We start from the raw sequence: 25557 nt of genomic DNA, 5'->3' as shown, positions 1-25557 counted from the left end.
TGGCATCTTCATTTCCGCCCAGGGCGAGAAAACATCGTTCCTTGTCATGAGCCCCACTTCCAATGCAACAACCACCTTGTGCGCTCAGGGGTGACGCTTTCCCACGTCGATGCTAAGTGCCCCGCATCATGACCGAGCATAAATCCGATCTCCTCCGCCTGCTCGCAAGCCGCGGCTATATCCACCAGCTCACCGACGCCGCCGGCCTCGATGCGCTTGCCAGCAAGCAGGTCGTGCCCGGCTATATCGGCTTCGACGCGACCGCGCCGTCGCTGCATATCGGCAGTCTCGTCCAGATCATGATGCTCCGCCGCCTCCAGCAGGCCGGCCACAAGCCGATCGTCGTGATGGGCGGCGGCACCACCAAGGTCGGCGATCCGTCGGGCAAGGACGAATCGCGCAAATTGCTCGACGACGCCGGCATTGCCGCCAACATCGCCTCGATCCGCCGGGCATTCGAACGCTTCCTCGTGTTCGGAAATGGCCCGACCGATGCGATCATGGTCGACAATGCCGAATGGCTCGACGCGCTCGACTATATCCCGTTCCTCCGGGACGTCGGCCGCCATTTCACGATCAACCGGATGCTCGCCTTCGATTCGGTAAAGCTCAGGCTCGATCGCGAGCAGCCGCTGACCTTCCTCGAATTCAACTACATGATCCTCCAGGCCTATGACTTTCTCGAGCTTTCGAGGCGTGTCGGCTGCCGGCTCCAGCTCGGCGGCTCCGATCAATGGGGCAATATCGTCAACGGCATCGAGCTCACCCGCCGCATCGACGGGGTCGAGGTGTTTGGCCTGACCACCCCGCTCATCACCACCGCCGACGGCGCGAAGATGGGCAAGACGGCAAGCGGCGCCGTATGGCTCAACGAGGACCAGCTCTCGGCCTATGATTATTGGCAATTCTGGCGGAACACGGACGACCGCGACGTCGGCCGTTTCCTCAAGCTGTTCACTGATCTCCCGCTCGACGATATCGCGCGCCTCGAGGCGCTCCAGGGCGCCGAGATCAACGAAGCCAAGAAGATCCTCGCTGACGCAGCGACCAGCCTGTGCCGTGGCGAAGAGGCCGCAGCCGAAGCGGCAGAGACTGCACGCCGCACCTTCGAGGAGGGCCGCGCCGGGGATTCGCTTCCGACGCTTCCCGTCTCCGGCGGCACGATCCTCATCGTCGATGCGCTGGTCGGGCTCGGCCTGTGCGCTTCCAAGGGTGAGGCGCGCCGACTGATCAAGGGCGGCGGCGCCCGGGTCGGGGCCGACAAGGTGACTGACGAGACCCTCGCCATATCGGTCGGCGCCGAGCCAGTCCGGATCGCAGCCGGCAAGAAACATCATGGTCTTCTGATCGCTGGCTAATTCGCGCCGGGTAAGGGATGCGTTAAGCAAGCTTGTTGTCGCGTACTTCACATCGAGCGCCTAGCCTCGGGTGGACCGAACAGGCATCGGCTCAGGGCATTGGCTCCGGTAAGGCGTTGGTGATGGGATACGCACTCCCAGTTCAACAAGACGACCGCGCGATATCGCGCGACGAGGTGCACTACCGCGCCCGCGCGACCGGCCCTGACGGGAGGCCGCTTTCCCTCCTGATCGTCAACATGTCGGCCCTGGGGATGATGGCGCGCGCCGACACCGGCTATGGCGTCGGAGATCGCCTGAACGTCACGCTGCCGGTGATCGGCACGATCGTCGCCGAAATCCGCTGGTCGCTCGGCGGACGCATAGGCTGCGAGCTCGACCGGCCGATCGACCAGGCTGATTATTTTGCCCTGCTCGCCGCGCTGATACGCGCCAACTGATCGCGCCGGCGGGAAACCGCCCGCCCCGCGCCGCTGGAATCCGACCAGCCCGAGCCGCCTCGGCACCGATTATCCGAAATCTGTTTTTAAGGATGTTCGTGCGAAGCTTCGCGTCCGGCCTTCGTGCCGGACAGACTGCAACGGGGGGGCCCATGCAACAAGAACAATATCAGCTCGCTGAGCAGCGGGCGCTCGATCGCGTTTCGGTATTCCATCGCACCCGCACGCTCGGCCCGGATGGCCAGTCCCTGTCCCTGGTCATCGTCGACCTTTCACAAAAGGGGCTGATGGCGCGGTGCGATCAGGATCTCGATCGCGAGGCGCGGATCCAGGTCAATATTCCGGGGATCGGGATGTGCTTCGCCATTGTTCGCTGGTCGCTGGGGGGCAGGATCGGTTGCGAGCTGGAGGAGCATATCGAGCTCGACGAGTATCATGCGGCGCTGTCGGCGCTGTCGCTCCCGGGCGGATGAGTTAGCCGGACCGCAACAACGCGACCCCGGCGTCGCGTTCGAACAGATAGAGCGCCGTCCGCGCGGCCTGGCCGCGCGGGCCGTGCAATCCACCGTCGCGATCGATCAGCAGCCGCGCGTCGTCAGTCGCGACCGGCAGCAGATCGACCAGCATCTCGGCTGTCGCCAGCCTGAACCCGGCTTCGCCCGATTGCCGCGTGCCGAGCAATTCGCCGGCGCCGCGCAGCCGCAGATCCTCCTCGGCGATCCTGAAACCGTCATTGGTCTCGCGCATCAGCGCAAGCCGCGCGCGGGAGGTCTCGCCGAGCTGGTTGCCGCGAATCAGCAGGCAGATCGACCGCCCGCTCCCGCGCCCGACCCGGCCACGCAGCTGATGAAGCTGGGCGAGCCCGAACCGGTCTGCATGCTCGATCACGATCAAGGTCGCATTGGGCACATCGACCCCGACCTCGATCACCGTCGTCGCGACCAGCACGCCGATCTGCCCGTTCGCGAACGCGTTCATCACTGCGTCCTTTTCGGGCCCCTTCATCCGTCCATGGATCAGCCCGACCCTGTCGCCGAACCGCGCCCTCAATGTCTCCGCCCGCGCCTCGGCTGCGGCAAGGTCGCTTTTCTCGCTCTCCTCGACCAGCGGACATACCCAATAGGCCTGGCCGCCATCCGACAGGTGCCGCCCCAGCGCATCGACCACTTCGCTCAGCCGGTCCTCGGAAATCACCCGGGTTTCGATCGGCTGGCGCCCCGGCGGCATCTCGTCGAGCTGGCTCACGTCCATCTCGCCATAATTGGCGAGCGTCAGGGTGCGCGGGATCGGCGTCGCGGTCATCGCCAGCAGATGCGGCGGCCGCTCGGCCTTGGCCTGCAGCATCATCCGCTGCGCAACGCCGAACCGGTGCTGCTCGTCCACTACCACGAGCGCCAGATCCTTGTAGTTCACCGCCTCCTGGAAGATCGCATGCGTGCCGATCAGGATATGGATCGCCCCCGAGGCGAGCCCCATCAAGGTCGCCTCGCGGACCCTCCCCTTGTCGCGCCCGGTCAGCACCGCGATCTCGACCGGCAGCCCGCCGAGCTGGCGCCTCAGCGTATCATAATGCTGGCGCGCGAGGATCTCGGTCGGCGCCAGCAGCGCCCCTTGCGCCCCCGCCTCGACCGCGGTCAGCAAGGCGAGCGCGGCGACCAAAGTCTTGCCCGATCCGACATCGCCCTGCAGCAGCCGCAGCATCGGCTGCGCCTGTGCCAGATCGCCCTCGATCTCGCGCACCGTCCGCGCCTGCGCCCCGGTCAGCTGATAGGGCAGTTGCAGCGCATCGCGCAGCCGCCCGTCACCGGCGAGCGCCCTGCCCCGCCGCGCCCGCGACGATTGCCGCACCAGCATCAGCGCGAGCTGGTTGGCGAAGATCTCGTCATAAGCGAGCCGCGCGCGGGCCTTCATGTCGGACGGATCGGCATGCACCCGCACCAGCGCCTCGCGCCACCCCGGCCAGCCCTGCTTCGCCAGCAGCCCCGGCTCGATCCATTCGGGCAGCTCGGGCGCCCGTTCCAGCGCCTGCGCCGCCAATTGCCCCATCCGCCTGGAGGTGATCCCCTCCGAGAGCGGATAGATCGCCTCGCGCTCCCCGACATCGGGCGCCTCCTCGAGCGGCAGCACATAGTCCGGATGGACCATCTGCAATTCCTGCCCATATATTTCGAGCCGTCCCGACACGCGCCTCGGCTCGCCGATCGGCAGCAATTTCTTCGCCCAGCCGGGATGCCCGCCGAAATAGATCAGGCTTATGTAATTGCCGTGCGCATCGGTCGCATGAACCCGCGTCGGCCCGCGGCCATTGCCCGAGCGGTAATCCCGCGCCGTCAGCGTGATCGCGATGATCCGCCCCGCATCGGCCATGTCGAGTTCCTCACGCGCCACCCGGTCGACGAATCCGGTCGGCAGATGGAAGGCGACATCGATCACCCGGTGCAACCCGAGCTTGTCGAGCGGCTTGGCGAGCCCCGGCCCGACGCCTTTCAATGCCGTGACCTCGGCGAACAATGGATTGAGGATATCGGGCCGCATGACTATCTGCATGCTCCTACCCCCAGCCGACGGTTGCTCCAAGCGCCGCCGGCCAATCGTCGTTGGAAAAACATGGACCGCGAAACCCGCCTGAAACGCCTGCGCTTCCGCGCCTGGCACCGCGGCACCAAGGAAGCCGATCTGCTGATCGGCGGCTTCTTCGACGCGGCCGGCCAGGGCTGGAGCGACGCGGAGATGGATGTGTTCGAGGCGCTGCTCGAGGAACAGGATGTCGACATCATGGCCTGGGCGATCGGAACGGACATTTGCCCGGCCCGTTTCGAAGGGCCGATCCTCGAAGCCATGCGCGTGCTGAATTACGTGCCGATTTCTCGCTAACCTAATTTCCTCGTCACCCCGGACTTGTTCCGGGGTCCATCGGCCCGCAAACGCAACGACCGTGGCGCAAGCGGAAACATGGATGCCGGAACAAGTCCGGCATGACGAACCTTCCGAAAGCTAAAATGCCCGACCTGAACAAGATCCTCTCGGCCAAGCGCCCCCTGACCCTCGCCGGTGTCCCGACCGGATTCGAGCCATGGTTGCTCGCCGATCTCGCCCGCGCCGCGAAGACCCGCGCCGTCTTCATCGCCCCCGACGAAGCCGCGATGCGCGCCATCGCCGCGACCGCCACCGTGTTCGCGCCCGAGCTCGAGATCCTGACCTTCCCCGCCTGGGACTGCCTCCCCTATGACCGCGCCTCGCCCACCTTGCGCGTCATGGCCGAGCGCATGGCCACCCTCCACCGCCTCCAGCAGCCGGTCAAAGGCCCGCAGCTCCTCGTCACCACCGCCAACGCAGCCGCCCAGCGCACCCTCACCCCGTTTCGCATCCGCCAGCTCGTCGCCACCCTGGCGCCCAAGGAGCGCATCGGCCGCGACAAGCTCGCCGCCCAGCTCCAGGCAGCAGGATACATGCGCGTCGAGACAGTCGCCGATTCAGGTGAATTCGCGGTGCGCGGCAGCCTGGTCGACCTCTTCCCCTCGGGAGAGGACCATGCGCTCCGCCTCGATTTCTTCGGCGACGAGATCGAATCGGTCCGCACCTTCGATCCCGCAGACCAGCGCACCACCGGCCGCATCGACGGCTTCACCCTGCTCCCCGCCTCCGAGACCCTGCTCGACGAGGACAGCATCAAGCGCTTCCGCGGCCGCTACCGCGAGCGTTTCGGCGCCACCGCGACCGGCGATCCGCTCTACCAGGCGATCAGCGAAGGCCGCCGCCTCGCCGGCATGGAGCATTGGCTCCCGCTGTTCGAGGAGAAAATGGCGACCCTGTTCGATCATCTCGGCGACGGTGCCGTGGTCGTCCGCGACGCCGGCGTCCTCGGCGCCGCCGAGCAGCGCTTCGAGGCAATCACCGATTACCACGCCAACCGGGTGAAGGCGCAGTCGAGCGACCCCGGCAGCTACCGCCCGCTCCCGCCCGACGCCCTTTATCTCACCGCCCCCGATTTCGCTGAGCGGCTCGAATCCGCGCCCGCCCATCTCACCACCCAGTTCCACGAGCCCGAAAGCGCCACCGTCCTCGATTTCAGCGTCGACGGCCCGCGCGATTTCGCGCCCGAGCGCGCGAGCGGCGCCAATATCTATGAGGCGGTCGCGCATCACGTCGCCACGCTCCGCCGCGACGGCCGCAAGCCGATCCTCGCCAGCTATTCGATCGGCGCGCGCGAGCGGCTGACCGGCCTGCTCGCCGATCACGGCCTGAAAGCCGCGCGCCACGCCGATACCTGGCAGGAAGCGCTCGGCATCGCCGACAAGAGCGTCGCCCTCATCGTCCTGCCCCTCGACCACGGCTTCACCACCCCCGACGTCGCGCTCCTCACCGAGCAGGACATGCTCGGCGACCGCCTCGTCCGCCGCGCCAAGCGCAAGAAATCGGCCGACGCCTTCCTCGCCGAGCTTGCGATGCTCACCCCGGGCGATCTCGTCGTCCATGTCGATCACGGCATCGGGCGCTACGAAGGCCTGACCTCGATTCCCGTCGGCCAGAGCCCGCACGACTGCGTCGCGCTGACTTATGCCGGCGGCGACAAGCTGTTCGTCCCCGTCGAGAATCTCGAAGTCCTGTCGCGCTACGGCTCGGACAGCGAGGGCGCGAGCCTCGACAAGCTCGGCGGCGAGGCCTGGCAGCGCCGCAAGAGCCGGATGAAGGAGCGAATCCGCGAGATCGCCGGCGAGCTCATCGCGACCGCCGCCGAACGCGCGCTCCGCCCGGCCGACGTCATCGAGCCCGACCAGGGCGGCTATGCCAGCTTCGTCGATCGCTTCCCCTATGAGGAGACTGACGACCAGGACCGCGCGATCAACGACGTCCTTGCCGATCTCGCCTCGGGCACCCCGATGGACCGCCTCATCGTCGGCGATGTCGGCTTCGGCAAGACCGAGGTCGCGCTCCGCGCCGCCTTCGCCGCCGCCATGTCGGGCCTCCAGGTCGCCGTCGTCTGCCCGACCACCTTGCTCGCCCGCCAGCATTTCCAGAATTTCACCGCCCGCTTCGAAGGCTTCCCGCTCAATGTCGGCCGCCTCTCCCGCCTCGTCCCCGCCGCCGAGGCGAAGGCGACCCGAGAGGGCCTCGAAAACGGCACGATCGACGTCATCATCGGCACCCACGCCATCCTCGCCAAGTCGGTCGGCTTCAAGCGCCTCGGCCTCGTCATCGTCGACGAGGAGCAGCGCTTCGGCGTCACCCACAAGGAACGGTTGAAGGCGCTCAAGACCGACGTCCATGTCCTCACCCTCACCGCCACCCCGATCCCCCGCACCCTGCAGATGGCGATGTCCGGCCTGCGAGAATTGTCGGTGATCCAGACCCCGCCGGTCGATCGCCTCGCGGTGCGCACCTACATCATGCCCTGGGATCCGGTCGTGCTGCGCGAGGCGCTGCTGCGCGAGCATTATCGCGGCGGCCAGAGCTTCTTCGTCACCCCACGCGTCGCCGACGTGCCCGATATCGAGCAGTTCATGCGCGAGCATGTCCCCGAGGTCCGCGCCGTCACCGCTCACGGGCAAATGTCCCCGACTGAGGTCGAAGAGCGCATGTCCGCCTTTTACGACAAGAAGTTCGAGGTGCTGATATCGACCACCATCGTCGAATCCGGGCTCGATATCCCGAGCGCCAACACGATGATCATCCATCGCGCCGATCGCTTCGGCCTCGCCCAGCTCTATCAGCTGCGCGGCCGGGTCGGCCGGGCCAAGACCCGCGCCTATGCCTATCTCACCACGCCGCCCGACCGGATCGTCACCGAGACGGCGGAGAAGCGCCTCAAGGTCCTCTCCGATCTCGACAGCCTCGGCGCCGGCTTCCAACTCGCCAGCCATGATCTCGATATCCGCGGTGCCGGCAATCTGCTCGGCGACGAGCAATCGGGGCATATCAAGGAGGTCGGCTACGAGCTCTATCAGTCGATGCTCGAAGAGGCGATCATGGACGCCCGCGCCGGCGGCATGGCCCGCCGCCCCAAGGACTTCTCGCCGCAGATCACCGTCGACGCGCCGATCCTCATCCCCGAGGATTATGTCCCCGATCTCGATCTGCGCATGGGCCTCTATCGCCGCCTCAACGAGCTCGACGAGAGCCAGGCGGTCGAGGCCTTCGCCGCCGAGTTGATCGACCGTTTCGGCCCGCTCCCCGATCCGACCGAGAATCTCATCCGGCTCATGGAGATCAAGCTCAACGCCAAAAGGGCCTGTGTGTCGAAGATCGATGTCGGCCCGCGCGGCGCGCTGGTTGCCTTTCACGACGACAAGCCGCCGAACATCGACGGCCTGCTCGCCTGGGTCACCCGCCTCGACGGCGTCGCCAAGCTCCGTCCCGACGGCAAGCTCGTCGTCACTCGAAGCTGGGGCGATCCCAAGGCCCGCCTCAACGGCGCGTTGCAACTGGCAAAGGGGCTGGCCAAGGCGGCGGGGTAATTCCCGCCGCAACCCAATGTGGTGAAATGTGATAACATATCTTTTTACTTGACGCAGCCTCGCCGTCCCCGCATCCTCGACGTCGAAGGTGCAGCATGGCAAACACCGAAATCCTGTTTCCCGAACCCTGTCACGAGGATTGGGAGGCAATGCGGCCCGACGAACGCGGCAGGCATTGTGCTGCATGCGACAAAAAGGTCCATGATCTCGCCACCTACACGCCCGAGGAAGCCGAACGCCTGCTCCTGAGTGGCGAGACACCCGCCTGCCTGCGCGTGACCATCCTGCCGGACGGTCGTGTCGCCACCCTGCCCGGCCGCCGCGGCCGCTTCCTCATGGCCGCGATCGGCACGCCCGCGCTGATGCTGGCCGCGGCAAGCGCAACCGCGGGCCCGGAAACCGGTGCGATTGCCGGATCGGTCAGGTCGCCCGACATCGCGCCGGTCCGAGTCACTGCACTTGCCGCCGGCGTCCGCCGCTCGACAACCGCCAACGACGCGGGCGTGTATCGCTTCGATCATCTCCCCCCGGGGACCTACACGCTGGTCTTTTCGTCAGCCGATCACCGCAAATGGTCGATCGACAAGGTCGCGGTCCGCGCCAATCGGGTGGTGCGCCGCGACAGCTATGATCCGGCGATGCCGATCATGCACACCACCGGTATCGTGGCGTCACCGCCGCGATAGTCCCGCACCGTTCGCGACATCCTGCGGGCCATTCACAGCAAATATTGTTGGCAGCCCCGGGCCTCTGCTCTACCGCCCTAACACAACAACACGCGTGCGGGAGAGTATATGGTCCGGGGAATATCGCTAGCGGTCGCCGCGTCCCTGTGCGGCACCGCCCTCCCCGCCTTCGCCCAGGATCGCAGCGGCGAAAACGCCGTCACCCAGGCCGAGGACGCCTTCGGCTACAGCGTCGGCCGCGAGACGATCGGCATCTACACCGCCAGCAGCGCCCGCGGCTTCTCGCCCACCGCGGCGGGCAATGTCCGCATCGACGGCCTCTATTTCGATCCGCAATATGCCCTCACCAGCATCGTCTCGGAGTCGTCGAGCATCAAGGTCGGCCTCTCGGCGCAGGGCTATCCCTACGCCGCGCCGAGCGGCATCGTCGATTACAGCCTGCGCCGGCCGGAGTCCCGAGCCGCCGCCTCGATCATCCTCAATGGCGACAGCTATGGCAGCTACGGCATCGAGATCGACGGCTCGCTTCCGCTCGGCCACACGCTTTCGCTCGGCTACGGCATCACCGGCAACCATGTCGAATTTCCCGACGGCACCAATAATTTCAACCATGCGCAAGGCCTGATCCTGCGCTGGCGCCCGGCCCCCGGCGTCGAGATCGTCCCCTTCTGGACTCTCTCCAACGATTACAACGACGAGGCCGGCACCTATTACATCCCGGCCGGCCACTACATCCCGCCCCAGCCGCACGCCCGCCGCTTCGACGGCCCCGGCTGGGCCGATTTCCGCTACACCGGCGCCAATCACGGCGTCCTCGCCTCCTACGCGCCGGCAAAGGACTGGATCATCCGCGTCGGCGCCTTCAGGTCGGTGTTCGACCAGAAGACGAGCTTCACCAACCTCCTCCTGAATCTCCATCCCGACGGCACCGGCGATCGAGTCGTCATCGCCGATCCCCGCGCGAAAAACACGTCGCTCAGCGGCGAACTCCGCATCACGCACAGCATCGCGGACGGCCCGCGCCTCCACGTGATCCATCTGAGCGTGCGCGAGCGCGACGCCCGCCGCGAATTCGGCGGCTCGGACTCGGTCGATCTCGGCCCGACCCACCTCGGCGACCCCGTCACCACGCCCGAGCCCGCCTTCGTCTTCACCCGGCAAGGCCATGACCGGGTCCGCCAGGCGACCTATGGCCTTGCCTATGACGGTCGCTGGAAGGATGTCGGCGAGCTGAGCTTCGGCCTCTCCCGCGCCGACTACACCAAGACGACCGTGCTACCCGGCCTCGCGCCCGTCATCGCGCGCTCGCACCCCTGGCTCTACAACGGCACCCTCGCGCTCACCGTCGCAAAGCCGCTCAGCCTCTATGCCGGCTATTCGCGCGGTCTCGAGGAGAGCGGCCTCGCCCCGCCCAACGCAGCCAACCGCAACCAGCCGCTGCCGACCATCCTCACCGAGCAGAAGGATGCCGGGCTGCGCTGGCTCGTCACCGGCACCATCAAGGCGGTGGCGGGCGCGTTCGACCTGCGCCGCCCCTATTTCAGCCTCGATAGCGCCGGCAATTTCACCCAGACCGGCACGACGCGGAGCCAGGGCGCTGAATTCTCGCTCGCGGGCGATCTCACCAAACGTCTGAACCTCGTCGCCGGCGGCTATATGCTTCACCCCCGCGTCGAGCGCGACGCAGCCGCGGTCGGCGTGATCGGCCCCCGGCCGGTCGGCCTGCCGAGCCATTTGTTCAACCTGAACCTCAACTGGCGCACGCCGCTCCTCGACGGCCTGTCGCTCGACGCCGCCGTCTTCCAGCGCGGCACCATCGCCGCGACCACTGACAACAGCGTGATCCTGCCCTCCCGCACCCAGCTCAATCTCGGCGGCCGCTACGGCTTCAAGCTCTCCGGCCACCCGGCCACCTTCCGCCTCCAGGCAGTCAACATCTTCGACGACCAGGGCTTCGGCAGTGCCGGCCCCGGCATCTATTCAGCCAACAGCGGGCGGTACTTCCAGGGTTATCTGGCGATCGACGTGTGAGGGGTCGCGGCAGAAATCCTTCTCCCCTGGCGGGAGAAGGAGGGAGGAGCGAAGCGACGGAAGGATGAGGGGGAATGAGGCTCGGCAACGCCAAACCAATAAGTGTCCCCTCAAACCGGCCCGATCCCCTCGACCGAAATAAAATCGAGACTATATCTGAGCCCGGTAATCCGCACCCGCTGATCGATCAGGTGCATCGGGATCCGGTCGAGCTCGAGCCATGTCTCGGCGCCATCGGCGCAGCGGAGCGCATAGCACTCCCCTTTGCCGACGAGCGTCCCGATCTCGTGGCACGGCGTTGGACTGGCGTGTATCGCGTTGCGCATCGGACAGCTCCCAAGCGGTCAGCCATCCCCTCCTGCGCCGATCCTACGCCGATCGATCCGGCATGCAAGTGCCGGGCAGCGGTCCTGGGTGCACAGGTGACTCCCGTCAGGAATCACGGCGACAGTCCACTGATTGCACCCCGTCTGCGTCACGATCGAGGGCTGTAGCTGGCGCCTCCTCAGCTCAGCGCGTCACGTTGCTTCTTCAAGCTGTCGAGTTCCTGTTGCTGCTCGGCGATACGGTCTGAGGAACGCTCTTCGTGGTTGCTGCCTGAATAGGCGGCCGCCTGTTCAACCAGGTCCCGCAAATTATCCTCGATAATGGCAATTCGCTTGTCGAGTTCGGCGAGCGTCGCATTGGTGTCTGACAAGATGCAGTCTCCCTTTTGGTTGATGGCCTGGCCGGTGCGCAGGAGATAGGCGCGTCCGGGCCATGTTGACAGGTGCATCTGGTGCCGTCCGATCCCGACGGCCTGCGCGCTGCCCTGGCTCGATTCGCCAGCTACCCGATGGACGACGCGCAATAATTTTGGGGACACTATACTTCAACATAATTTTGGGGACACTATACTTAATTGTGTCGCGCACGGCATCCTGCTAAGCAACGCCGATGGCTCGCCTCGCTCGCATTGTCGTTCCCGATGTCGCCCACCATGTCACGCAACGTGGCAACCGGCGGCAGCCCGTGTTCTTCAGTGACGGCGACTATGATGCCTATCGCACCCTCGTGACGACGGCCTGCGCGGCCAACGGCGTCCGGTGCCTCGCCTGGTGCCTGATGCCCAACCATGTTCACCTGATCCTGGTGCCGTCCGATCCCGACGGCCTGCGCGCCGCCCTGGCCGAGGCGCATCGCCGCTATTCGCGTGGCATCAACGCAGCGCATGGCTGGACCGGCTATCTCTGGCAGGGCCGGTTCGCCAGCTACCCGATGGACGACGCGCATCTGCTGACCGCGATCCGCTATGTCGAGCTGAATCCGGTCAAGGCGAAGCTCGTCGGGCACGCCGAGGACTGGCGCTGGTCGAGCGCGGCGGCGCACCTGACGGGCAAGGCGGACGGCCTGACCGATCTTGCCGGCACGGCCGGGCTGTACCGCAACTGGCGCGCCATGCTGCGCCACGGGCTCGAGGCTGGCGATGTCCCGGCTGAGGAGGAGGCGGCGATCGAGGCGCGCATCCGCACCGGCAGGCCGCTCGGCGACGAAGCCTTTGTCGAGATGCTGGAGGCGGCCACCGGGCGCGGACTGAAACCGCGCAAGCGCGGGCCGAGGGCGAAGACGATAGTTTTCTAGTATGGTGTCCCTGAAATTTCTGAAATTTCGCCGCGGCAGCCCGAACGCGCCTAAATCGAACGACTTCGCTTCAGTGTGCACGAACAAGCCATTACTGCAAGCGGACTGTTGGGATGCACGGTCAGAAGCAAAAAGAGGTCAGAGCCATTTTTGAGGAGCGAGTGGTGCGGGCGCCTGCGGGCACGTTTTGGTCCATTTTGACGGCGGCGTCTATTTTGACGTGCGACACCCTCGGCGGATAGTGCGGGGCGAGCTCCGTGCTTTTCCCGGAACCCTGAATCATCGCATCAGCCGTCATCGGTTGGGGCTTCTTTCCCCAGCAGCGGCGTATCGCCAAGGTGCACCGGCATTGCGGCTTTGTGGCACGCCACGTGGAAGCGGCGAACCGACCGGGATTCTCCATCGAGGTTGATAAAGATATCCTCATCGGCTTCGAACGCGATCCACGGACTCCGCACGGCAATCTTGAGATCGTCCACGCCCCCCGCTCCCGTCTGCAGGAAACGGCCAAGGGCATCGAGTCTCGCGTCCCGGTTCAATTCCGGCACGATCATCAGGTCGAGTTCGCCATCGTTCAGCAATGCTTCGGTGCATAGCGGGATGCCACCGCCGGCCTGTCTGCCGTTGCCGATGGCCAATGCCAGAAACGATCCCTCCCACGAAAAGTCCCTCGCCGTGAAGCGGCCTCTGCACGCGGTAAGTTGCCTTGCGCGGCTCAGGCCGGTCAGGACATAGGCGAAGCCGCCGAGCGCCCGTTTCAGCGCCGGATCGGTTTCAGCCGTGACGCGCGACCCGAATCCGCCCGTCACCAGATTGACGAAGGGGCTGTCGTCCAGAACGCCCATGTCGATCCAGCGCACCGGTGCGGCAAGGGCCAGGCGCAACGCAGCCGTCATGTCGTCGATGGGGATGCCCGTCGAACGTGCGAAATCATTGGCCGTGCCAAGCGGCAGGATGCCGAACGAACAATGCTCGAACGAGCCCGCTCGAAAGGCGGCGGCGAAGACCTCGTTCACAGTGCCGTCGCCGCCACCGGCGACGATACGATCCACGCGGCCCTGCCGCGCGCTCATGACGGCCTCGATCGCAAAGCGCGCGGCGTCGCCACTTTCCCATGTGACGCGAACCTCGACCTCATGACCGTCGTCGCGAACGAGCTGAACCGCCTCTCTTACCCGCGGGTCCTGCGCGGCCTTTCCGTGAAGGATGAGGAACACGCTCGCCATCGGGCCCGCAGTGCTTGAAGGCTTGTCGCTGGCCAACGATCAGTTCTTCAGGCGCGTCCACTGCTGTGACTTGCACCCCATCCGCCCGATCAGGCAGCCACTTCCAACGATGGTGTCGTTATCTATCACGCGGATGGTCCCCGAAAACGTCTTGCCGATATCGGGCACAAAAACCTTGCCGCGCCAGACGCCGGGCGTCTCCAGCGTAAAATCCTGAAAGAGCCGGGATCCGATCAGGGGACCGGCACTGCCTTTGCGCGCGTCGGCCTTTGCCTTTTCGCTGGCCCAGACAACAACGCCGCACATGCGCTCGCCGCAGCGCTCAGACCGGACATGAACGCTGCTCTTCGGGTTCGTCCAGATTCCGAAAGAAGGATCGGCCGCCCAGGCGAGAGAGGGCGACGTCATCGCCGCCACCGCCACAAGGATGAACGCCTGCCGTCTCATGTTTGAAAACCTCCGGGGCACGCGCCGCAAGCCGGGCGTCAGGACAATGTATCCTGCTTTTGATGCCACAATTCTGCTGAATTGGCGACCGGGGTCGCGGACGGCTTTCTGCTAAGTAAAACCGACAGCCCGTCTCGTAATTCCCACAGCCTCACTCCCCCTCCCCATCCATCCTCCGAACGATCACCCCCCTCGAAAACTTGTCGACCAGAATATCGTCCTCATAAGACGGCTCGTAATCGAGCACCGACGCCCGCTCCAGCGTGTTGAAGATCGCCACCTGATCCTCCTTCTGCTCGAGCTCGGCCTCGCGCACCATCCTGGTCCACCGCCGCTGCGCGATCTGGCTCCCCTTCAGCGCCGCCCTGGTCAGCGCCCTGAAGACGGCGACATTCGCCGGCATCTCGACCGCCTCGTCGCCCTCCCCGACCGTCACCAGCGAATAGGCCTCGTTCAGGATCACCGCGCGCGTCGGCTGGTCCGCGCCGGGCAGCCGGTCGCCCGGCGCGCCCGTCGCGCGCCTGATCGGCCGCCCCGCCGGATTGCCCGATTGCCCCTTGATGAAAGGCCGGCCCGATCCGCGCTTGGGCCCGCTCCCGACGCCGCGCTCGCGCGACGTTCCGGCTTCCGCCGATTCTAACTCTTCGTCATTCATGCCAACGGCCTCGATCATGAATCGTCCCGCCGCCCTCAAAACCCATTTTTCGCTGCGGTTGAATCGGCCGCTGGCTGTTAGCTGGCTGTTCCTGGCTGTTCGGGCGAAAAAGCTGGCTGATATGCTGGCTGATAGCTGGCTGTTATCAAGGAACAGCCAGCCTCCGCGCAACGCATTGAATCACAACCGGGATTCAGCGAGCGAAATCCAACATAACAGCCAGCGAAAAAATAAATCCCGAAGAACAGCCAGGAACAGCCAGCTTTTCCGCCGCTGCCCGGCCCGACACGCCCTAGCTGCTGTGATCCGAAATGATCCGCCATCCCTCGGGCCGATGCTCGAACAACAGGGTCGTCATGCCGGTCTCCGCCTTGGCGGCCGGGTCGGCCGGCGTCAGCGTCCAGCGCGCCCAGAGCAGCAGATGCGCCGGGCTGATCACCCGGCTGCCCAGCGTCTCGAAGCTGAGCGTGCCGCGCTTGTTGGTGCCGCCCGTGAAGCTCGGCCGGTAATGCTCGGCGATCGCCGCGCGGCCCTGCACGAGCCCGCCCGGCGTCACGAAGGTCGCATCGGGTGCATAGATCGCGACGAACCGGTCGAGATTGCCGGCATTCCAGCCGGCCGCACTGTCCTTGAGCGCGGCGGCAACGCCGTTCTGCATCATCGTGGCCATCGCCGCGGTCGGCTTGCCCGATTGCGCGCCGGCAATAGCGGGCGCAGCCAGCATCAGCCCCAGGGCCATCAGTCCGTGAAAACAACGCCGCATCGCCTTGCTCCTATTGCCCCGGCGAGCAGCTCACGGCACCTGCTCGCTCACTTCCTCGACGATCTCGAGCTCCCCGGCCGCGAAGCGCTCGCGCTCCATCCTGAAACTGCCCGAATAAGAGGAGAAACGCCATGTACCATGGATCTCGGTGCCGGCGCCGTTGATCCGCCCCGAATAGAGCACCGAATGCGACAGGCGCCCCGTCCCGTCATATTGCTTGACGAAGCGTATCTCGGCGCCCGCCCGCGCGCCCTCGACAAAGGCGAGGATGATTCCGGCCCGCTGGCTGAGATCGGGCTCGCTGGTCGTTCCCGCAAATTGACCGCCGCCCTCGACAAGATGCGCGATGAAGCGATTTGGTCGAACAATGCGGTTATCGGCATTCCAGCGCCCGTACCAGACGCCACTTACATCGAGTGTGTCGTTCATGATGCCCCCATCATCGCAACCAACGACTCGACTGATACTGGCTCGGAACGAAGAAATCCTTGATAAATCTGGCAGCCTTCTTTCGCGAGCAGCTCGAGCTGCTCCTGCGTCTCGACTCCCTCGGCAATCACGACGAGGCCGAGCGAGCGCGCCATGTCGATCACCCCGCGCACCACCACCCGGTCGCGCGTCGTGCCCGTGATGTCCTGCGCCAGCTTCTTGTCGATCTTGAGATAGTCGAGTGGCAGCGATTTGAGATAGGCGAGGCTCGAATAGCCGGTCCCGAAATCGTCGATCGCCACGCGGAGCCCGGCGCCCCTGAGCGTCGCGAGCAGCCCCGCCGCGATGCCGAGATCCTCGATCAGCCCGCCCTCGACGATCTCGACCGTCAGCCGCCCGCGCGGAAAGCCGCTGCTGTCGACCCGGTCGAGGAAGAGGTCGGCAAAGCCCGGCCTGGCGATGTCGGCCGCCGTCAGGTTCAGCGCGAGCCGCAGGCTCCTGAGCGCGGCCGGCCAGGCCGCCGCGCGCTCGAGCACGATCCGCTGGATATGGTCGGAAAGCCCGATCTCGAGATCGGCGCGCGCCGCCGCCGCGAACAGCATGTCGGCACCGATCGTGCCGAGCGTCGGATGGTCCCACCGCGCCAGTGCCTCGACGCCGACGATCGCGCCGGTGGTCACCGAGACCTGGGGCTGGAACAGGATGTCGATCTCGCCGCGCTCGATCGCATGGTGAAGCTCGACCGCAAGCGCATCGATCGAGGCTTCCTCGCCCCCCGCATCGGCGGTGCGCACCGTCGCGCTGTCCGAGGCGCGGGCATCGGCCAGCGCCTCGCTCGCGCGCCGCAACAGGCTCACCGCGGTATCGCCCGGCTCGCGCCCCGCGATGCCGATCCGGCAGCCGAGCACGGCGATCGTCTCGCCGGTCACGAACGGCCGCGCCAGCTCGCCCGCGATCCGCTCGGCGACGAGCGCGACGCGCACGCCCGAATCCTCGATCGCGACCAGGAACTCGGAACCGCCCAGCCGTACCGCGAGCGCACCGCCGGCTGCTTCCTCGATCCGCTTGAAAGCGGCGCGCAGCAGGTCGTCGCCTACCGCCCGGCCATAGGCTGTGTTGATGATGTCGAAGCGGTTGAGCGCGATCAACATCGCCGAGAGCGGCCGGCCGTCGGCATCGGCAAGCCGCCGGTCGATCCAGCGCCGCGCGCCCGCCGCGTCCTGCGATCCGATCAGCGCGTCGCGCAGCACCGATGCCGGCTCGGGCGCGCTGCCCATCGTCTCGACCAGCGCATCGATCCGTCCTGTCTTGGCATCATATTGGAGATGCTGGACGATCCGGCCGAGCCCCGGCAGGTCATGCGCGAACGCGGTCGCGCCGTGTGCGGCGGAAAGCCGGCGCAGCGCCGCCATCCCCGCGCGCCGATCGGCCGGGTCGATCCGCCGCCACAAGGCGATCGGCCGCGGCTGCTCGTCGACGCCGAGCAACCGCGCGAACGCAGGCGTCAACAGCAGCGACCGGCTGTGCACGTCGAGCCGCCAGCCAAGCGGTTCGGTCGATCCGCTCCCCCGCCAGTCTCCCGCCATCCGCTCGGCATGGCGCCCGGCATAGCGCAGCGCCTGGAGGAATTCGGCCTCGGTGAACGGGCTGGCGAGGAAATGGGTCGCCCCCGCATCGTAGAAATCGGCGATCGCCGTCGTGTCGCCGCGCGAGACGAGCGCGAGCAGTGCCCCGCCATTCGCTGCAATCGCCCCGCCGATCGCCGCTGCAGCCGCGCGCCCTTCGGCAAGCGCGCCGCGCGCATCGATCACCGCGATCGCCGCCCCGCTGGTCAGGAACCGCCGCTCGGCCCCGGCCGCCCGCCGCGCCGCCACCACCTGCCAGCCGGCGCTGGCGGCCAGCTCGGCAAGCTCGTCCCGCTGCCGGAACGACAGGATGAACACGGGCGGTGGGTGGGTGGCGATGTCGGTCACAATCTCCCCATCTTCCCTTCACCCCGCCCCCATCGCGAGAGCCCCCTTCTCTCCTTCCAAGGTTTGGAAGAGAAGAACAAGGCTTCGACAATTCTGAACCGTCGATCGCCACCCTCCCTCCGTCACCCCGGACTTGTTCCGGGGTCCACCGTGCCGCGTACATCACGCATGCGATCCCTGAGGGCCCGTGGATGCCGGAACAAGCCTGTCCTGAGCCTGGTCGAAGGGTCCGGCATGAGGAGAGGCAAGGGTCGCGCGGGAAACTCAAATCCCCAATCGCCCTTGTTCCCGCCCTCCTTAAGGCTTAGCTCCTCACTCATGCCAAGCGCACCCGCCCTGATCGACCGCCACGGCCGCACGATCAGCTATTTACGGATTTCGGTCACGGATCGCTGCGACCTGCGCTGCCGCTATTGCATGGCCGAGCAGATGAGCTTCCTGCCCCGCTCGGCGCTGCTCAGCCTTGACGAAATCGCGATCATCGCCGAGCGCTTCATCACCCGCGGCATCACCAAGATCCGCCTCACCGGCGGCGAACCCCTCGTCCGCCGCGACGTCGGCGATCTCGTGAGGCGCCTCGGCGCTCATGTCGGCACCGGTCTCGACGAGCTGACCATGACCACCAATGGCAACCACCTCGTCGAGCATGCCGGGGATATGGCCGCCGCCGGCATCCGCCGCATCAATGTCAGCCTCGACAGCCGCGATCCCGGGATTTTCCGCTACATCACCCGCTACGGCGATGTTGACCGGGTCGTCGCCGGCATCATGGCCGCGCGAAGCGCCGGGCTCGCGGTCAAGATCAACATGGTCGCGCTGAACGGCCTCAACCATGCCGAGATCGCGCCGATGCTTGCCTGGTGCGTTGAACAAGGCTTCGACCTGTCCCTGATCGAGACGATGCCGCTCGGCGCGATCGACGAGGATCGTACCGATCGCTTCCTGCCCCTCACCAGGGTGTTCGACGATCTCTCGGCGCGCTTCGCTCTCAGCCGCGACGCACACCGCAGCGGCGGCCCGGCGCGCTACTGGCGGGTCGAGGGCACCGGCACGCGGCTTGGCCTCATCTCGCCGCTCACCGCCAATTTTTGCGACACCTGCAACCGGGTCCGCCTCACCACCGAGGGGATTCTCTACACCTGTCTCGGCCATGACGATCAGGTCGACCTGAAGCGCGCGCTGCGCGAAGGCGGCATCGCCGGCCTCGATGCGGCGCTCGACTCGGCAATGGCCACCAAGCCGGCCCGCCACGAGTTCGACATCGCCGCCGCGGCGCCCGCGGTCGCCCGTCACATGAGCGTCACCGGCGGATGAGCGACGATCCGCGGTTGAGCGAGCTGCGCCGCGCGCTGGTCGCCTCCCCCACCCCGCCGGCTCAGGCCGCTGCGGCCGAGCTCGCCGACGCCTATGACTGGGTGCCGGTCGAGGAAGCCGAGATGATCGTCGCCTTGGGCGGCGACGGCTTCATGCTCCAGACCCTCCACGCCATGCTCGAGCGCCGCAAGCCCGTCGTCCCCGTGTTCGGCATGAACCTCGGCACCGTCGGCTTCCTGATGAACGAATGGCGCCCCCACGGCCTCGAGGACCGCCTCTCGCGCACCAAGATGTTCAAGGTGGTTCCTCTCGGCATGACGGCGGAGACGGTGCATGGCGAGGTCTACAAGCTCCCCGCCATCAACGAGGTCTCGCTGCTCCGCGAAACCCGCCAGACAGCGAAGCTCGAGGTGACGGTCAACGATCGCGTCGTCCTCGACGAGCTCGCCTGTGACGGCATCCTGATCGCCACCCCCGCTGGCTCGACTGCCTACAACCTCTCCGCTCAGGGCCCGATCCTCCCGCTCGGCTCGGGGATGCTCGCGCTCACCCCGATCAGCCCGTTCCGCCCGCGGCGCTGGCGTGGGGCGATCCTGCCCGACAAGGCGCGGATTGGTCTTCGCGTGCTCGATCCGGCCAAGCGCCCGGTCAGCGCCGTCGCCGACCAGCGCGAGATCCGCGAGGTCGCCCGCGTCGACGTGGTCATCGACCGCGCCCGCGAGCTCTGCCTGCTGTTCGATCCCGAGCATGCGCTCGACGACCGCATAACCATGGAGCAATTCATCGCGTGAAGGCCTTGCATCGCCGGTTCAGCGAGTTATAGAGCCGCCCACAGCACGGTATTCCCTGATAGCTCAGCGGTAGAGCTCTCGACTGTTAATCGAGCGGCCGTTGGTTCGAATCCAACTCAGGGAGCCACCTTTCGCAGCCTCGCAGGCGCTTCGTAAAATCCCTAATTCAACCCGGCTCGGTTTCGGGACACAAGCGCCTTGTCGATCGTTCCACGACCGATGGCGTTTGCGGACCGTTTTGCCGCGCGTCTGGGATGGAGGAAGAAATGCGTTACAAAAATCTTCGCCGGGTCGCCGCGGCTGCGTTGTTGAGCACGGGGCTGTTGGTCATGGCCGGCTGCGCGACTGAATCCACTTATGGCCCGGCGACGGGCCGGGGGTTCGAGCGCTCCGGTTACAGCGACCGGATGATCGAGCCGAATCGCTTTTCGGTGAGCTTCGCCGGCAACAGCTACACCTCGCGCGACACGGTCGAACGCTATCTTCTCTATCGCGCGGCTGAGCTGACGGTGCAGCAGGGCTTCGACTATTTCATCCTGGTCGATCGCAACACCGACAAGCGCACCCGCACCTACGCCACGCCGACCTTCGAGCCTGGTCCCTATGGCTATGGCTATTGGGGCCCGACCTGGCGCTACCGCGGCCGCGGCTTTGGCTGGCGGTACTGGGACCCCTATTTCGGCGACCCCTTCTGGGATCGCAGCGTCGACATCAACACCGTCGACAAATATGAGGCCAGCGCCGAAATCGTCATGGGTCACGGGCCCAAGCCGACGGACAATGTCCGCGCCTTCGACGCCCGTCAGGTGATGAGCAATCTCGGCCCGTCGATCGTCATGCCCAAATAGGGCCGCCGCTCCCCCGCCGCACGGGCGGGGGAGCAGTCATGGAGTCAAACCGCGCCGTGGCAGTGCTTGTACTTGCGGCCCGATCCGCACGGGCATGGCGCGTTGCGGCTGACCTTGCCCTCCCACTCGGCCGGGTCCTCGCCCATGTTGCTGCCGTCGGGCTGGGGGATCGATAGCGGCGCGATCCGGGTGGTGATCAGCCCGCGCGTGGCGCCGTCCACATCATTGCTGTCGTCATCGCCCGAGAACGGGTCGAAATGGCTGGTGATGAAGTCGGGCAGGTCAGGCAGCGGCGGTGGCGCCTGGACCTGGAACTCGGCGTGCGCGATCGTCTTGGTCACGTCCTCGCGGATCGCGCCCAGCATCCGCTCGAACAGCTGGAAGGCTTCCTGCTTATACTCGTTGAGCGGCGTCTTCTGGGCATAGGCACGCAGGTGGACGACCTGGCGCAGCGCATCCAGCGTCGCCAGATGCTCCTTCCAGTGATGGTCGAGATTCTGAAGCAGGATCGACTTCTCGACCTGGATCCAGGTCTCGGGATCGAGTTGCGCCGCCTTTTCGGCGACCATCGCCGTCGCTGCCTCGCGCACCCGCTCCTCGACCACTTCGGGGTCGATCGCCTCTTCCTTCATCCACGCGTCGATCGGCGGGGTCAGACCAAGCGTCTCGGCGAGCTTCTCGCGCATCCCCTCGACATCCCATTGCTCGGGATAGGTGCCGTGCGGGCAGGCATCGCCGACGATGGCGTTGACCAGCTCGTCGCGCATGTCGGTCACTACATCGCCGACGGTGTCGGCATCCATGATGTCAGCGCGTTGCTCGTAGATCACCTTGCGCTGGTCGTTCATCACGTCGTCATATTCGACGACCTGCTTGCGGATGTCGTAGTTGCGCGCCTCGACCTTCTTCTGCGCTGTCTCGATCGCCTTGGAGAGCCACTTCGATCCGATCGCCTCGCCATCGCCGATGTTCGAGCGCATCATCCGCGCGAACAGCGTGTCGGGCCCGAAGATGCGCAGCAGATCGTCGTCGAGGCTCAGGTAGAAGCGGCTGAGGCCAGGATCGCCCTGACGGCCCGACCGGCCGCGCAGCTGGTTGTCGATGCGTCGGCTCTCGTGCCGCTCGGTGCCGAGCACGAACAGCCCGCCAGCCGCGAGCACCTCGGCCTTCTCGGCCGCGATCTCGGCCTTGATCCTGGCGATCGCCGCTTCGCGCTCGGGCCCTTCCGGCATTTCGGAGAGCTCGTCGTTCACCCGGAACTCGAGATTGCCGCCGAGCTGGATGTCGGTGCCGCGCCCCGCCATGTTGGTCGCGATCGTCACCACGCTCTTGCGGCCTGCCTGCGCAACGATATGCGCCTCGCGCTCATGCTGGCGCGCGTTGAGCACCTCGTGCTTCACGCCTTCCTTGACGAGGAAGTCGGAGAGCAGCTCGGACTTCTCGATCGAGACGGTGCCGACCAGCACGGGCTGGCCCTGCTCGGCATGGAGGCGGATCTTCTTGGCGATCGCCTGGAACTTGTCGGCGGTGTCCTTGTAGAACTCGTCCTCCTCGTCGACGCGCTGTACCGGCACATTGGTCGGGATGGTCACGACGTTCATCTTGTAGATGTCGAAGAATTCGGCCGCCTCGGTCGCCGCGGTGCCGGTCATCCCCGAGAGCTTGGGATACATGCGGAAATAATTCTGGAAGGTGATCGAAGCCATGGTCTGGTTCTCGGGCTCGATCGTGACGCCCTCCTTGGCCTCCACCGCCTGGTGCAGCCCGTCCGACCAGCGCCGCCCGTCCATCATGCGGCCGGTGAACTCGTCGATGATGATGACCTTGCCGTCCTTGACGATATAGTCGGTGTCGCGCTTGAACATCATGTTCGCGCGTAGCGCCTGGTTCAAATGATGGACCACCTGGGTGTTCACGAAATCATAGAGGTTCGCGCCCTCGAGCAGTCCGGCGGCCTCGAGCATCCGCTCGACCTTCTCGGTGCCGTCCTCGGTCAGCACGATCGACTTCTGCTTCTCGTCCTTCTCGTAATCCTCTTCGGCAAGCTCCTTCACGACGAGATCGACGCTGCGATACAGGTCCGACTTGTCGTCGGTCGGCCCGGAGATGATCAGCGGGGTGCGGGCCTCGTCGATCAGGATCGAATCGACCTCGTCGACGATCGCGAAGTTGAACGGGCGCTGCACCATCGAGCTGCGCTCATACTTCATGTTGTCGCGCAGATAATCGAAGCCGAACTCGTTGTTCGTGCCGTAGGTGATGTCCGAATGATAAGCGGCGCGGCGCTGCTCGTCAGTCAGGTTCGGCACGATCACGCCGACGGTCAGGCCGAGAAAGCGGTAGATCTGCCCCATCCAGTCGGCATCGCGCGCCGCGAGATAGTCGTTGACGGTGACGACATGGACGCCGGTGCCCGGCAGCGCGTTCAGATAGGTTGCGAGCGTCGCGACCAAAGTCTTGCCCTCGCCGGTGCGCATCTCGGCGATCTCGCCACGGTGGAGGACGATACCGCCGACCATCTGCACGTCGTAGTGCCGCTGGCCAAGCGTCCGCTTCGCCGCCTCGCGCACCGTGGCGAAAGCTTCGGGCAGCAGGTCATCGAGCTTGGTGCCGCTCGCCAGCCGCTCGCGGAAGATCACCGTCTGGTTGGCGAGCTCGGCATCGGTCATCGCCGAAACGGTCGATTCAAACCCGGCGATCTTGGCGACAATGCCCGCAAGCGACTTGACGTACCGGTCGTTCGACGACCCGAAAATGGTTTTGGCGAGGCCACCAAGCATGCAGAATTCCTGTGGATGATAGGGTCGCGGCGGAATCGGGTCCGCGGCGCGAAGGGAGTTGAAAAGGAGGACGTCAGGCGCGCGAACGCGCCGACCGCATCACTCGCGCGGCTTGTCCAGATAACGCGGGATGACCGCGAAAAGTGCCGGGCCGGTCGTGACAGCGCTGAAAAGATGGGAAGCAGGCGACTGCCAGCCGCCGGCCAGCGCAAGCCAGCTGCGAACCGGGCGGATCGAGGCAGCTTGTGCCACCGCGACCGTCTGCGTGGCTGTGACTGAGCCGCACGCCTGATGGACCTGCATTTCCGGCGCGCGCACGCCCGAGATCGCGCCGGTCAGCGCGCTCAGGAGAGCGGAGAGGAAAAGCAGCAGTTCCATCGTTCCGGCGCATGTAGTGCGCGCTACGCCGCTAGTCTACCTGGATTGGTCGATGTCGCGAACGCCATTCCAACGAGATCGTCAAAGGGAGCGCGCCGGAGAATCAGCGCCTGCTGCAGGCAGCGACGGGCTGGGCGGGGCGGGGGAGCTGCCGCAGTCGTCCGCGCCGTCGGCCTTTCGAAATCAGCTTCGAACTTCGGCCCGGAGGCTGCGCACGACGCCAGGCTGATCAGTGAAGCACGAAGGCGAGCACGGCGGCATGCGCGATGAAGGTGCAGGCAAGCGCGAACAGATATTCGGTGGTGGTGAGGTAGCGGGTCATGGTCATCTCCTTTGCGTCAACGAAGAGGTGTCGACTGGCAGCGGAGATGGACGGTCGCGAATCGCCGGCAAGCGGGAATGCGTAACGCAGTATCGCGACTTGAAAAGCCGCAGAAAACCGCCAAAGCTGCGATTGGCGCTTCGCCAACGGGAAACCAATCTACGTGAAATGGCTCCGACGAGCGCTGCTGGAATTCTGGGCGATGCTGTTCATGGCTGGCGTCGTCGGGTTCCTCGGGCCGTTCGGAACCTATCTGGCGGGCGATTTCATCTCCCGATTCGGCCGCTGGCTGATCTTGCTGCTCGGGGCTTACGTGCTGGTTCGCCCGATCATGATCCTGTGGCGCTGGATCGCCGAAGCAACCAGCCTGCCGCGCGGATCGATGGTTTTCTGGGGCGTGATCCTGTGCTCTTTTCCGATGGCGTTTCTCTGGCAATGGGCCGGGCGCGACGAGATGAAGCTGTTGGGCGGCTATTCCGGCGTGCTGCCCTTCACCTTGCTGTGCTCGCTCGCGATCATGGCGGTAGCCTGGTGGGCGGGGCGCGCCGATGCGCATCTGCTGCTCTACTATGCCGCGCTCGACGCAGATCCCAAGGTCGAGCAGACCACTCCCTATTGGTCCGGAAACCTGCCCGCGCCTGCCGAAAACCCGCCCCTGCCCACTCCGGAACCGGGGCCAGGCCAGCCTCGCCCGCGCCTCTATGCCCGGCTCACCCCCCGCTTCGAAGGCCCGATCCTCGCGCTCGAAAGCGAGGACCATTATGTCCGCGTGCACGGCATGCACCATAGCGAGCTCTTGCTGCTGCGGCTGCGCGACGCCATCGCCGAGATGGACGAGGAGCCCGGCGAACAGACTCATCGCAGCTGGTGGGTGGCGCGCGGCGCCGTTGCGCAGGTGGTCGGCACCGGCCGCAACCGCGAGATCGAGCTGGTCAACGGCAAACGCGCGCCGGTGGCGCGGGATTCGATCGAGCGGCTGACACGATCGCAGTTCCTGCCAGCATAAGACGGAGACCGACCGAACCATCCAGCGGTGGAAGA

At 65.9% G+C, this 25557-nt stretch carries 23 protein-coding genes and 1 tRNA gene; 13 read left to right on the top strand and 11 right to left on the bottom strand.

Annotation, left to right across the window (positions count from 1 at the left end):
* The first annotated feature begins 128 nt into the window (after window positions 1–128).
* From tyrS to ABD050_RS14230, 3 genes are all read left to right on the top strand, one after another.
* Window positions 129–1358 carry a tyrosine--tRNA ligase gene (tyrS, locus tag ABD050_RS14240; RefSeq protein ID WP_343890062.1) on the top strand — a complete coding sequence of 410 codons (1230 nt, stop codon included), beginning with the start codon at window positions 129–131 and terminating at the stop codon, window positions 1356–1358.
* 122 nt (window positions 1359–1480) lie between these two features.
* The gene (locus ABD050_RS14235) at window positions 1481–1798 is read left to right on the top strand and encodes a PilZ domain-containing protein (RefSeq protein ID WP_343890061.1); all 318 of its coding nucleotides are present in this window, start codon (window positions 1481–1483) and stop codon (window positions 1796–1798) included.
* 152 nt (window positions 1799–1950) lie between these two features.
* Window positions 1951–2271, top strand: a complete 321-nt coding sequence (locus ABD050_RS14230) for a PilZ domain-containing protein (RefSeq protein WP_343890060.1) — start codon at window positions 1951–1953, stop codon at window positions 2269–2271.
* Window position 2272: 1 nt separating this feature from the next.
* Here ABD050_RS14230 and recG read toward each other — a convergent pair whose 3' ends face one another.
* Entirely contained in the window at window positions 2273–4333 is a 2061-nt protein-coding gene (gene recG, locus ABD050_RS14225; RefSeq protein ID WP_343890096.1) for an ATP-dependent DNA helicase RecG, read from the bottom strand.
* Between the two features lie 72 nt (window positions 4334–4405).
* On the opposite strand from recG, the gene ABD050_RS14220 reads away from it, so the two are divergent.
* The 4 genes from ABD050_RS14220 to ABD050_RS14205 all read left to right on the top strand — a co-directional run bounded on the left by ABD050_RS14220 (window position 4406) and on the right by ABD050_RS14205 (window position 10970).
* Window positions 4406–4672: an FAD assembly factor SdhE gene (locus ABD050_RS14220; RefSeq protein ID WP_343890059.1), complete on the top strand. Its 267-nt coding sequence runs from the start codon at window positions 4406–4408 to the stop codon at window positions 4670–4672.
* Between the two features lie 125 nt (window positions 4673–4797).
* The gene (gene mfd / locus ABD050_RS14215; protein ID WP_343890057.1) at window positions 4798–8253 is read left to right on the top strand and encodes a transcription-repair coupling factor; all 3456 of its coding nucleotides are present in this window, start codon (window positions 4798–4800) and stop codon (window positions 8251–8253) included.
* A 95-nt stretch (window positions 8254–8348) separates the two neighbouring features.
* On the top strand, window positions 8349–8939 hold the full coding sequence (locus ABD050_RS14210) for a carboxypeptidase-like regulatory domain-containing protein (protein ID WP_343890056.1): 591 nt from the start codon (window positions 8349–8351) through the stop codon (window positions 8937–8939).
* Between the two features lie 108 nt (window positions 8940–9047).
* A complete protein-coding gene (locus ABD050_RS14205; protein ID WP_343890055.1) occupies window positions 9048–10970 on the top strand; it encodes a TonB-dependent siderophore receptor in 1923 nt (640 codons plus the stop codon).
* Between the two features lie 110 nt (window positions 10971–11080).
* Here the strand turns inward: ABD050_RS14205 and ABD050_RS14200 are convergent, their stop codons facing one another.
* Together ABD050_RS14200 and ABD050_RS14195 are read right to left on the bottom strand one after the other, a co-directional pair.
* Window positions 11081–11296, bottom strand: a complete 216-nt coding sequence (locus ABD050_RS14200) for a DUF5818 domain-containing protein (RefSeq protein WP_343890054.1) — start codon at window positions 11294–11296, stop codon at window positions 11081–11083.
* Between the two features lie 179 nt (window positions 11297–11475).
* Window positions 11476–11820, bottom strand: coding sequence for a hypothetical protein (locus ABD050_RS14195; protein ID WP_343890052.1), 345 nt, complete (start codon window positions 11818–11820; stop codon window positions 11476–11478).
* 86 nt (window positions 11821–11906) lie between these two features.
* On the opposite strand from ABD050_RS14195, the gene ABD050_RS14190 reads away from it, so the two are divergent.
* Window positions 11907–12590 carry a transposase gene (locus tag ABD050_RS14190; RefSeq protein WP_343890051.1) on the top strand — a complete coding sequence of 228 codons (684 nt, stop codon included), beginning with the start codon at window positions 11907–11909 and terminating at the stop codon, window positions 12588–12590.
* Window positions 12591–12877: 287 nt separating this feature from the next.
* Here ABD050_RS14190 and yegS read toward each other — a convergent pair whose 3' ends face one another.
* The 6 genes from yegS to ABD050_RS14160 all read right to left on the bottom strand — a co-directional run bounded on the left by yegS (window position 12878) and on the right by ABD050_RS14160 (window position 18083).
* A complete protein-coding gene (gene yegS, locus ABD050_RS14185; protein WP_343890050.1) occupies window positions 12878–13816 on the bottom strand; it encodes a lipid kinase YegS in 939 nt (312 codons plus the stop codon).
* Between the two features lie 39 nt (window positions 13817–13855).
* The gene (locus ABD050_RS14180; protein WP_343890049.1) at window positions 13856–14263 is read right to left on the bottom strand and encodes a DUF2147 domain-containing protein; all 408 of its coding nucleotides are present in this window, start codon (window positions 14261–14263) and stop codon (window positions 13856–13858) included.
* A gap of 151 nt (window positions 14264–14414) precedes the next feature.
* Window positions 14415–14936 carry a DUF5681 domain-containing protein gene (locus ABD050_RS14175; protein ID WP_343890048.1) on the bottom strand — a complete coding sequence of 174 codons (522 nt, stop codon included), beginning with the start codon at window positions 14934–14936 and terminating at the stop codon, window positions 14415–14417.
* Between the two features lie 274 nt (window positions 14937–15210).
* Window positions 15211–15681, bottom strand: a complete 471-nt coding sequence (locus ABD050_RS14170) for a YybH family protein (protein ID WP_343890046.1) — start codon at window positions 15679–15681, stop codon at window positions 15211–15213.
* Window positions 15682–15711: 30 nt separating this feature from the next.
* Window positions 15712–16110 carry a hypothetical protein gene (locus tag ABD050_RS14165; protein WP_343890044.1) on the bottom strand — a complete coding sequence of 133 codons (399 nt, stop codon included), beginning with the start codon at window positions 16108–16110 and terminating at the stop codon, window positions 15712–15714.
* Complete coding sequence (locus ABD050_RS14160; RefSeq protein ID WP_343890042.1) at window positions 16107–18083, bottom strand: putative bifunctional diguanylate cyclase/phosphodiesterase; 1977 nt, start codon at window positions 18081–18083, stop codon at window positions 16107–16109. Before ABD050_RS14160 ends, ABD050_RS14165 begins: the two co-directional genes overlap by 4 nt.
* Window positions 18084–18401: 318 nt before the next feature.
* On the opposite strand from ABD050_RS14160, the gene moaA reads away from it, so the two are divergent.
* The 4 genes from moaA (at window position 18402) to ABD050_RS14140 (ending at window position 21036) form a co-directional block, all read left to right on the top strand.
* Complete coding sequence (gene moaA, locus ABD050_RS14155; RefSeq protein ID WP_343890041.1) at window positions 18402–19397, top strand: GTP 3',8-cyclase MoaA; 996 nt, start codon at window positions 18402–18404, stop codon at window positions 19395–19397.
* Window positions 19394–20188 (top strand): NAD kinase, encoded by a 795-nt coding sequence (locus ABD050_RS14150; RefSeq protein ID WP_343890040.1) that lies wholly within the window; start codon window positions 19394–19396, stop codon window positions 20186–20188. Before moaA ends, ABD050_RS14150 begins: the two co-directional genes overlap by 4 nt.
* A gap of 52 nt (window positions 20189–20240) precedes the next feature.
* A tRNA-Asn gene (locus ABD050_RS14145) sits at window positions 20241–20315 on the top strand.
* A 139-nt stretch (window positions 20316–20454) separates the two neighbouring features.
* Entirely contained in the window at window positions 20455–21036 is a 582-nt protein-coding gene (locus tag ABD050_RS14140) for a CC0125/CC1285 family lipoprotein (RefSeq protein WP_343890039.1), read from the top strand.
* A gap of 44 nt (window positions 21037–21080) precedes the next feature.
* Here the strand turns inward: ABD050_RS14140 and secA are convergent, their stop codons facing one another.
* Window positions 21081–23816: a preprotein translocase subunit SecA gene (gene secA / locus ABD050_RS14135; RefSeq protein ID WP_343890038.1), complete on the bottom strand. Its 2736-nt coding sequence runs from the start codon at window positions 23814–23816 to the stop codon at window positions 21081–21083.
* A gap of 99 nt (window positions 23817–23915) precedes the next feature.
* On the bottom strand, window positions 23916–24194 hold the full coding sequence (locus ABD050_RS14130) for a hypothetical protein (protein ID WP_343890037.1): 279 nt from the start codon (window positions 24192–24194) through the stop codon (window positions 23916–23918).
* A 485-nt stretch (window positions 24195–24679) separates the two neighbouring features.
* Between ABD050_RS14130 and ABD050_RS14125 the strand changes: the two genes are divergently transcribed.
* Window positions 24680–25522 (top strand): LytTR family DNA-binding domain-containing protein, encoded by an 843-nt coding sequence (locus ABD050_RS14125; RefSeq protein ID WP_343890036.1) that lies wholly within the window; start codon window positions 24680–24682, stop codon window positions 25520–25522.
* Window positions 25523–25557 lie beyond the last annotated feature (35 nt).

The organism is Sphingomonas oligophenolica (assembly GCF_039522915.1).
Classification (GTDB): domain Bacteria; phylum Pseudomonadota; class Alphaproteobacteria; order Sphingomonadales; family Sphingomonadaceae; genus Sphingomonas; species Sphingomonas oligophenolica.
The sequence above is the reverse complement of the archived record's forward strand: the minus strand, read 5'-3'. Positions and strand labels throughout refer to the sequence as shown.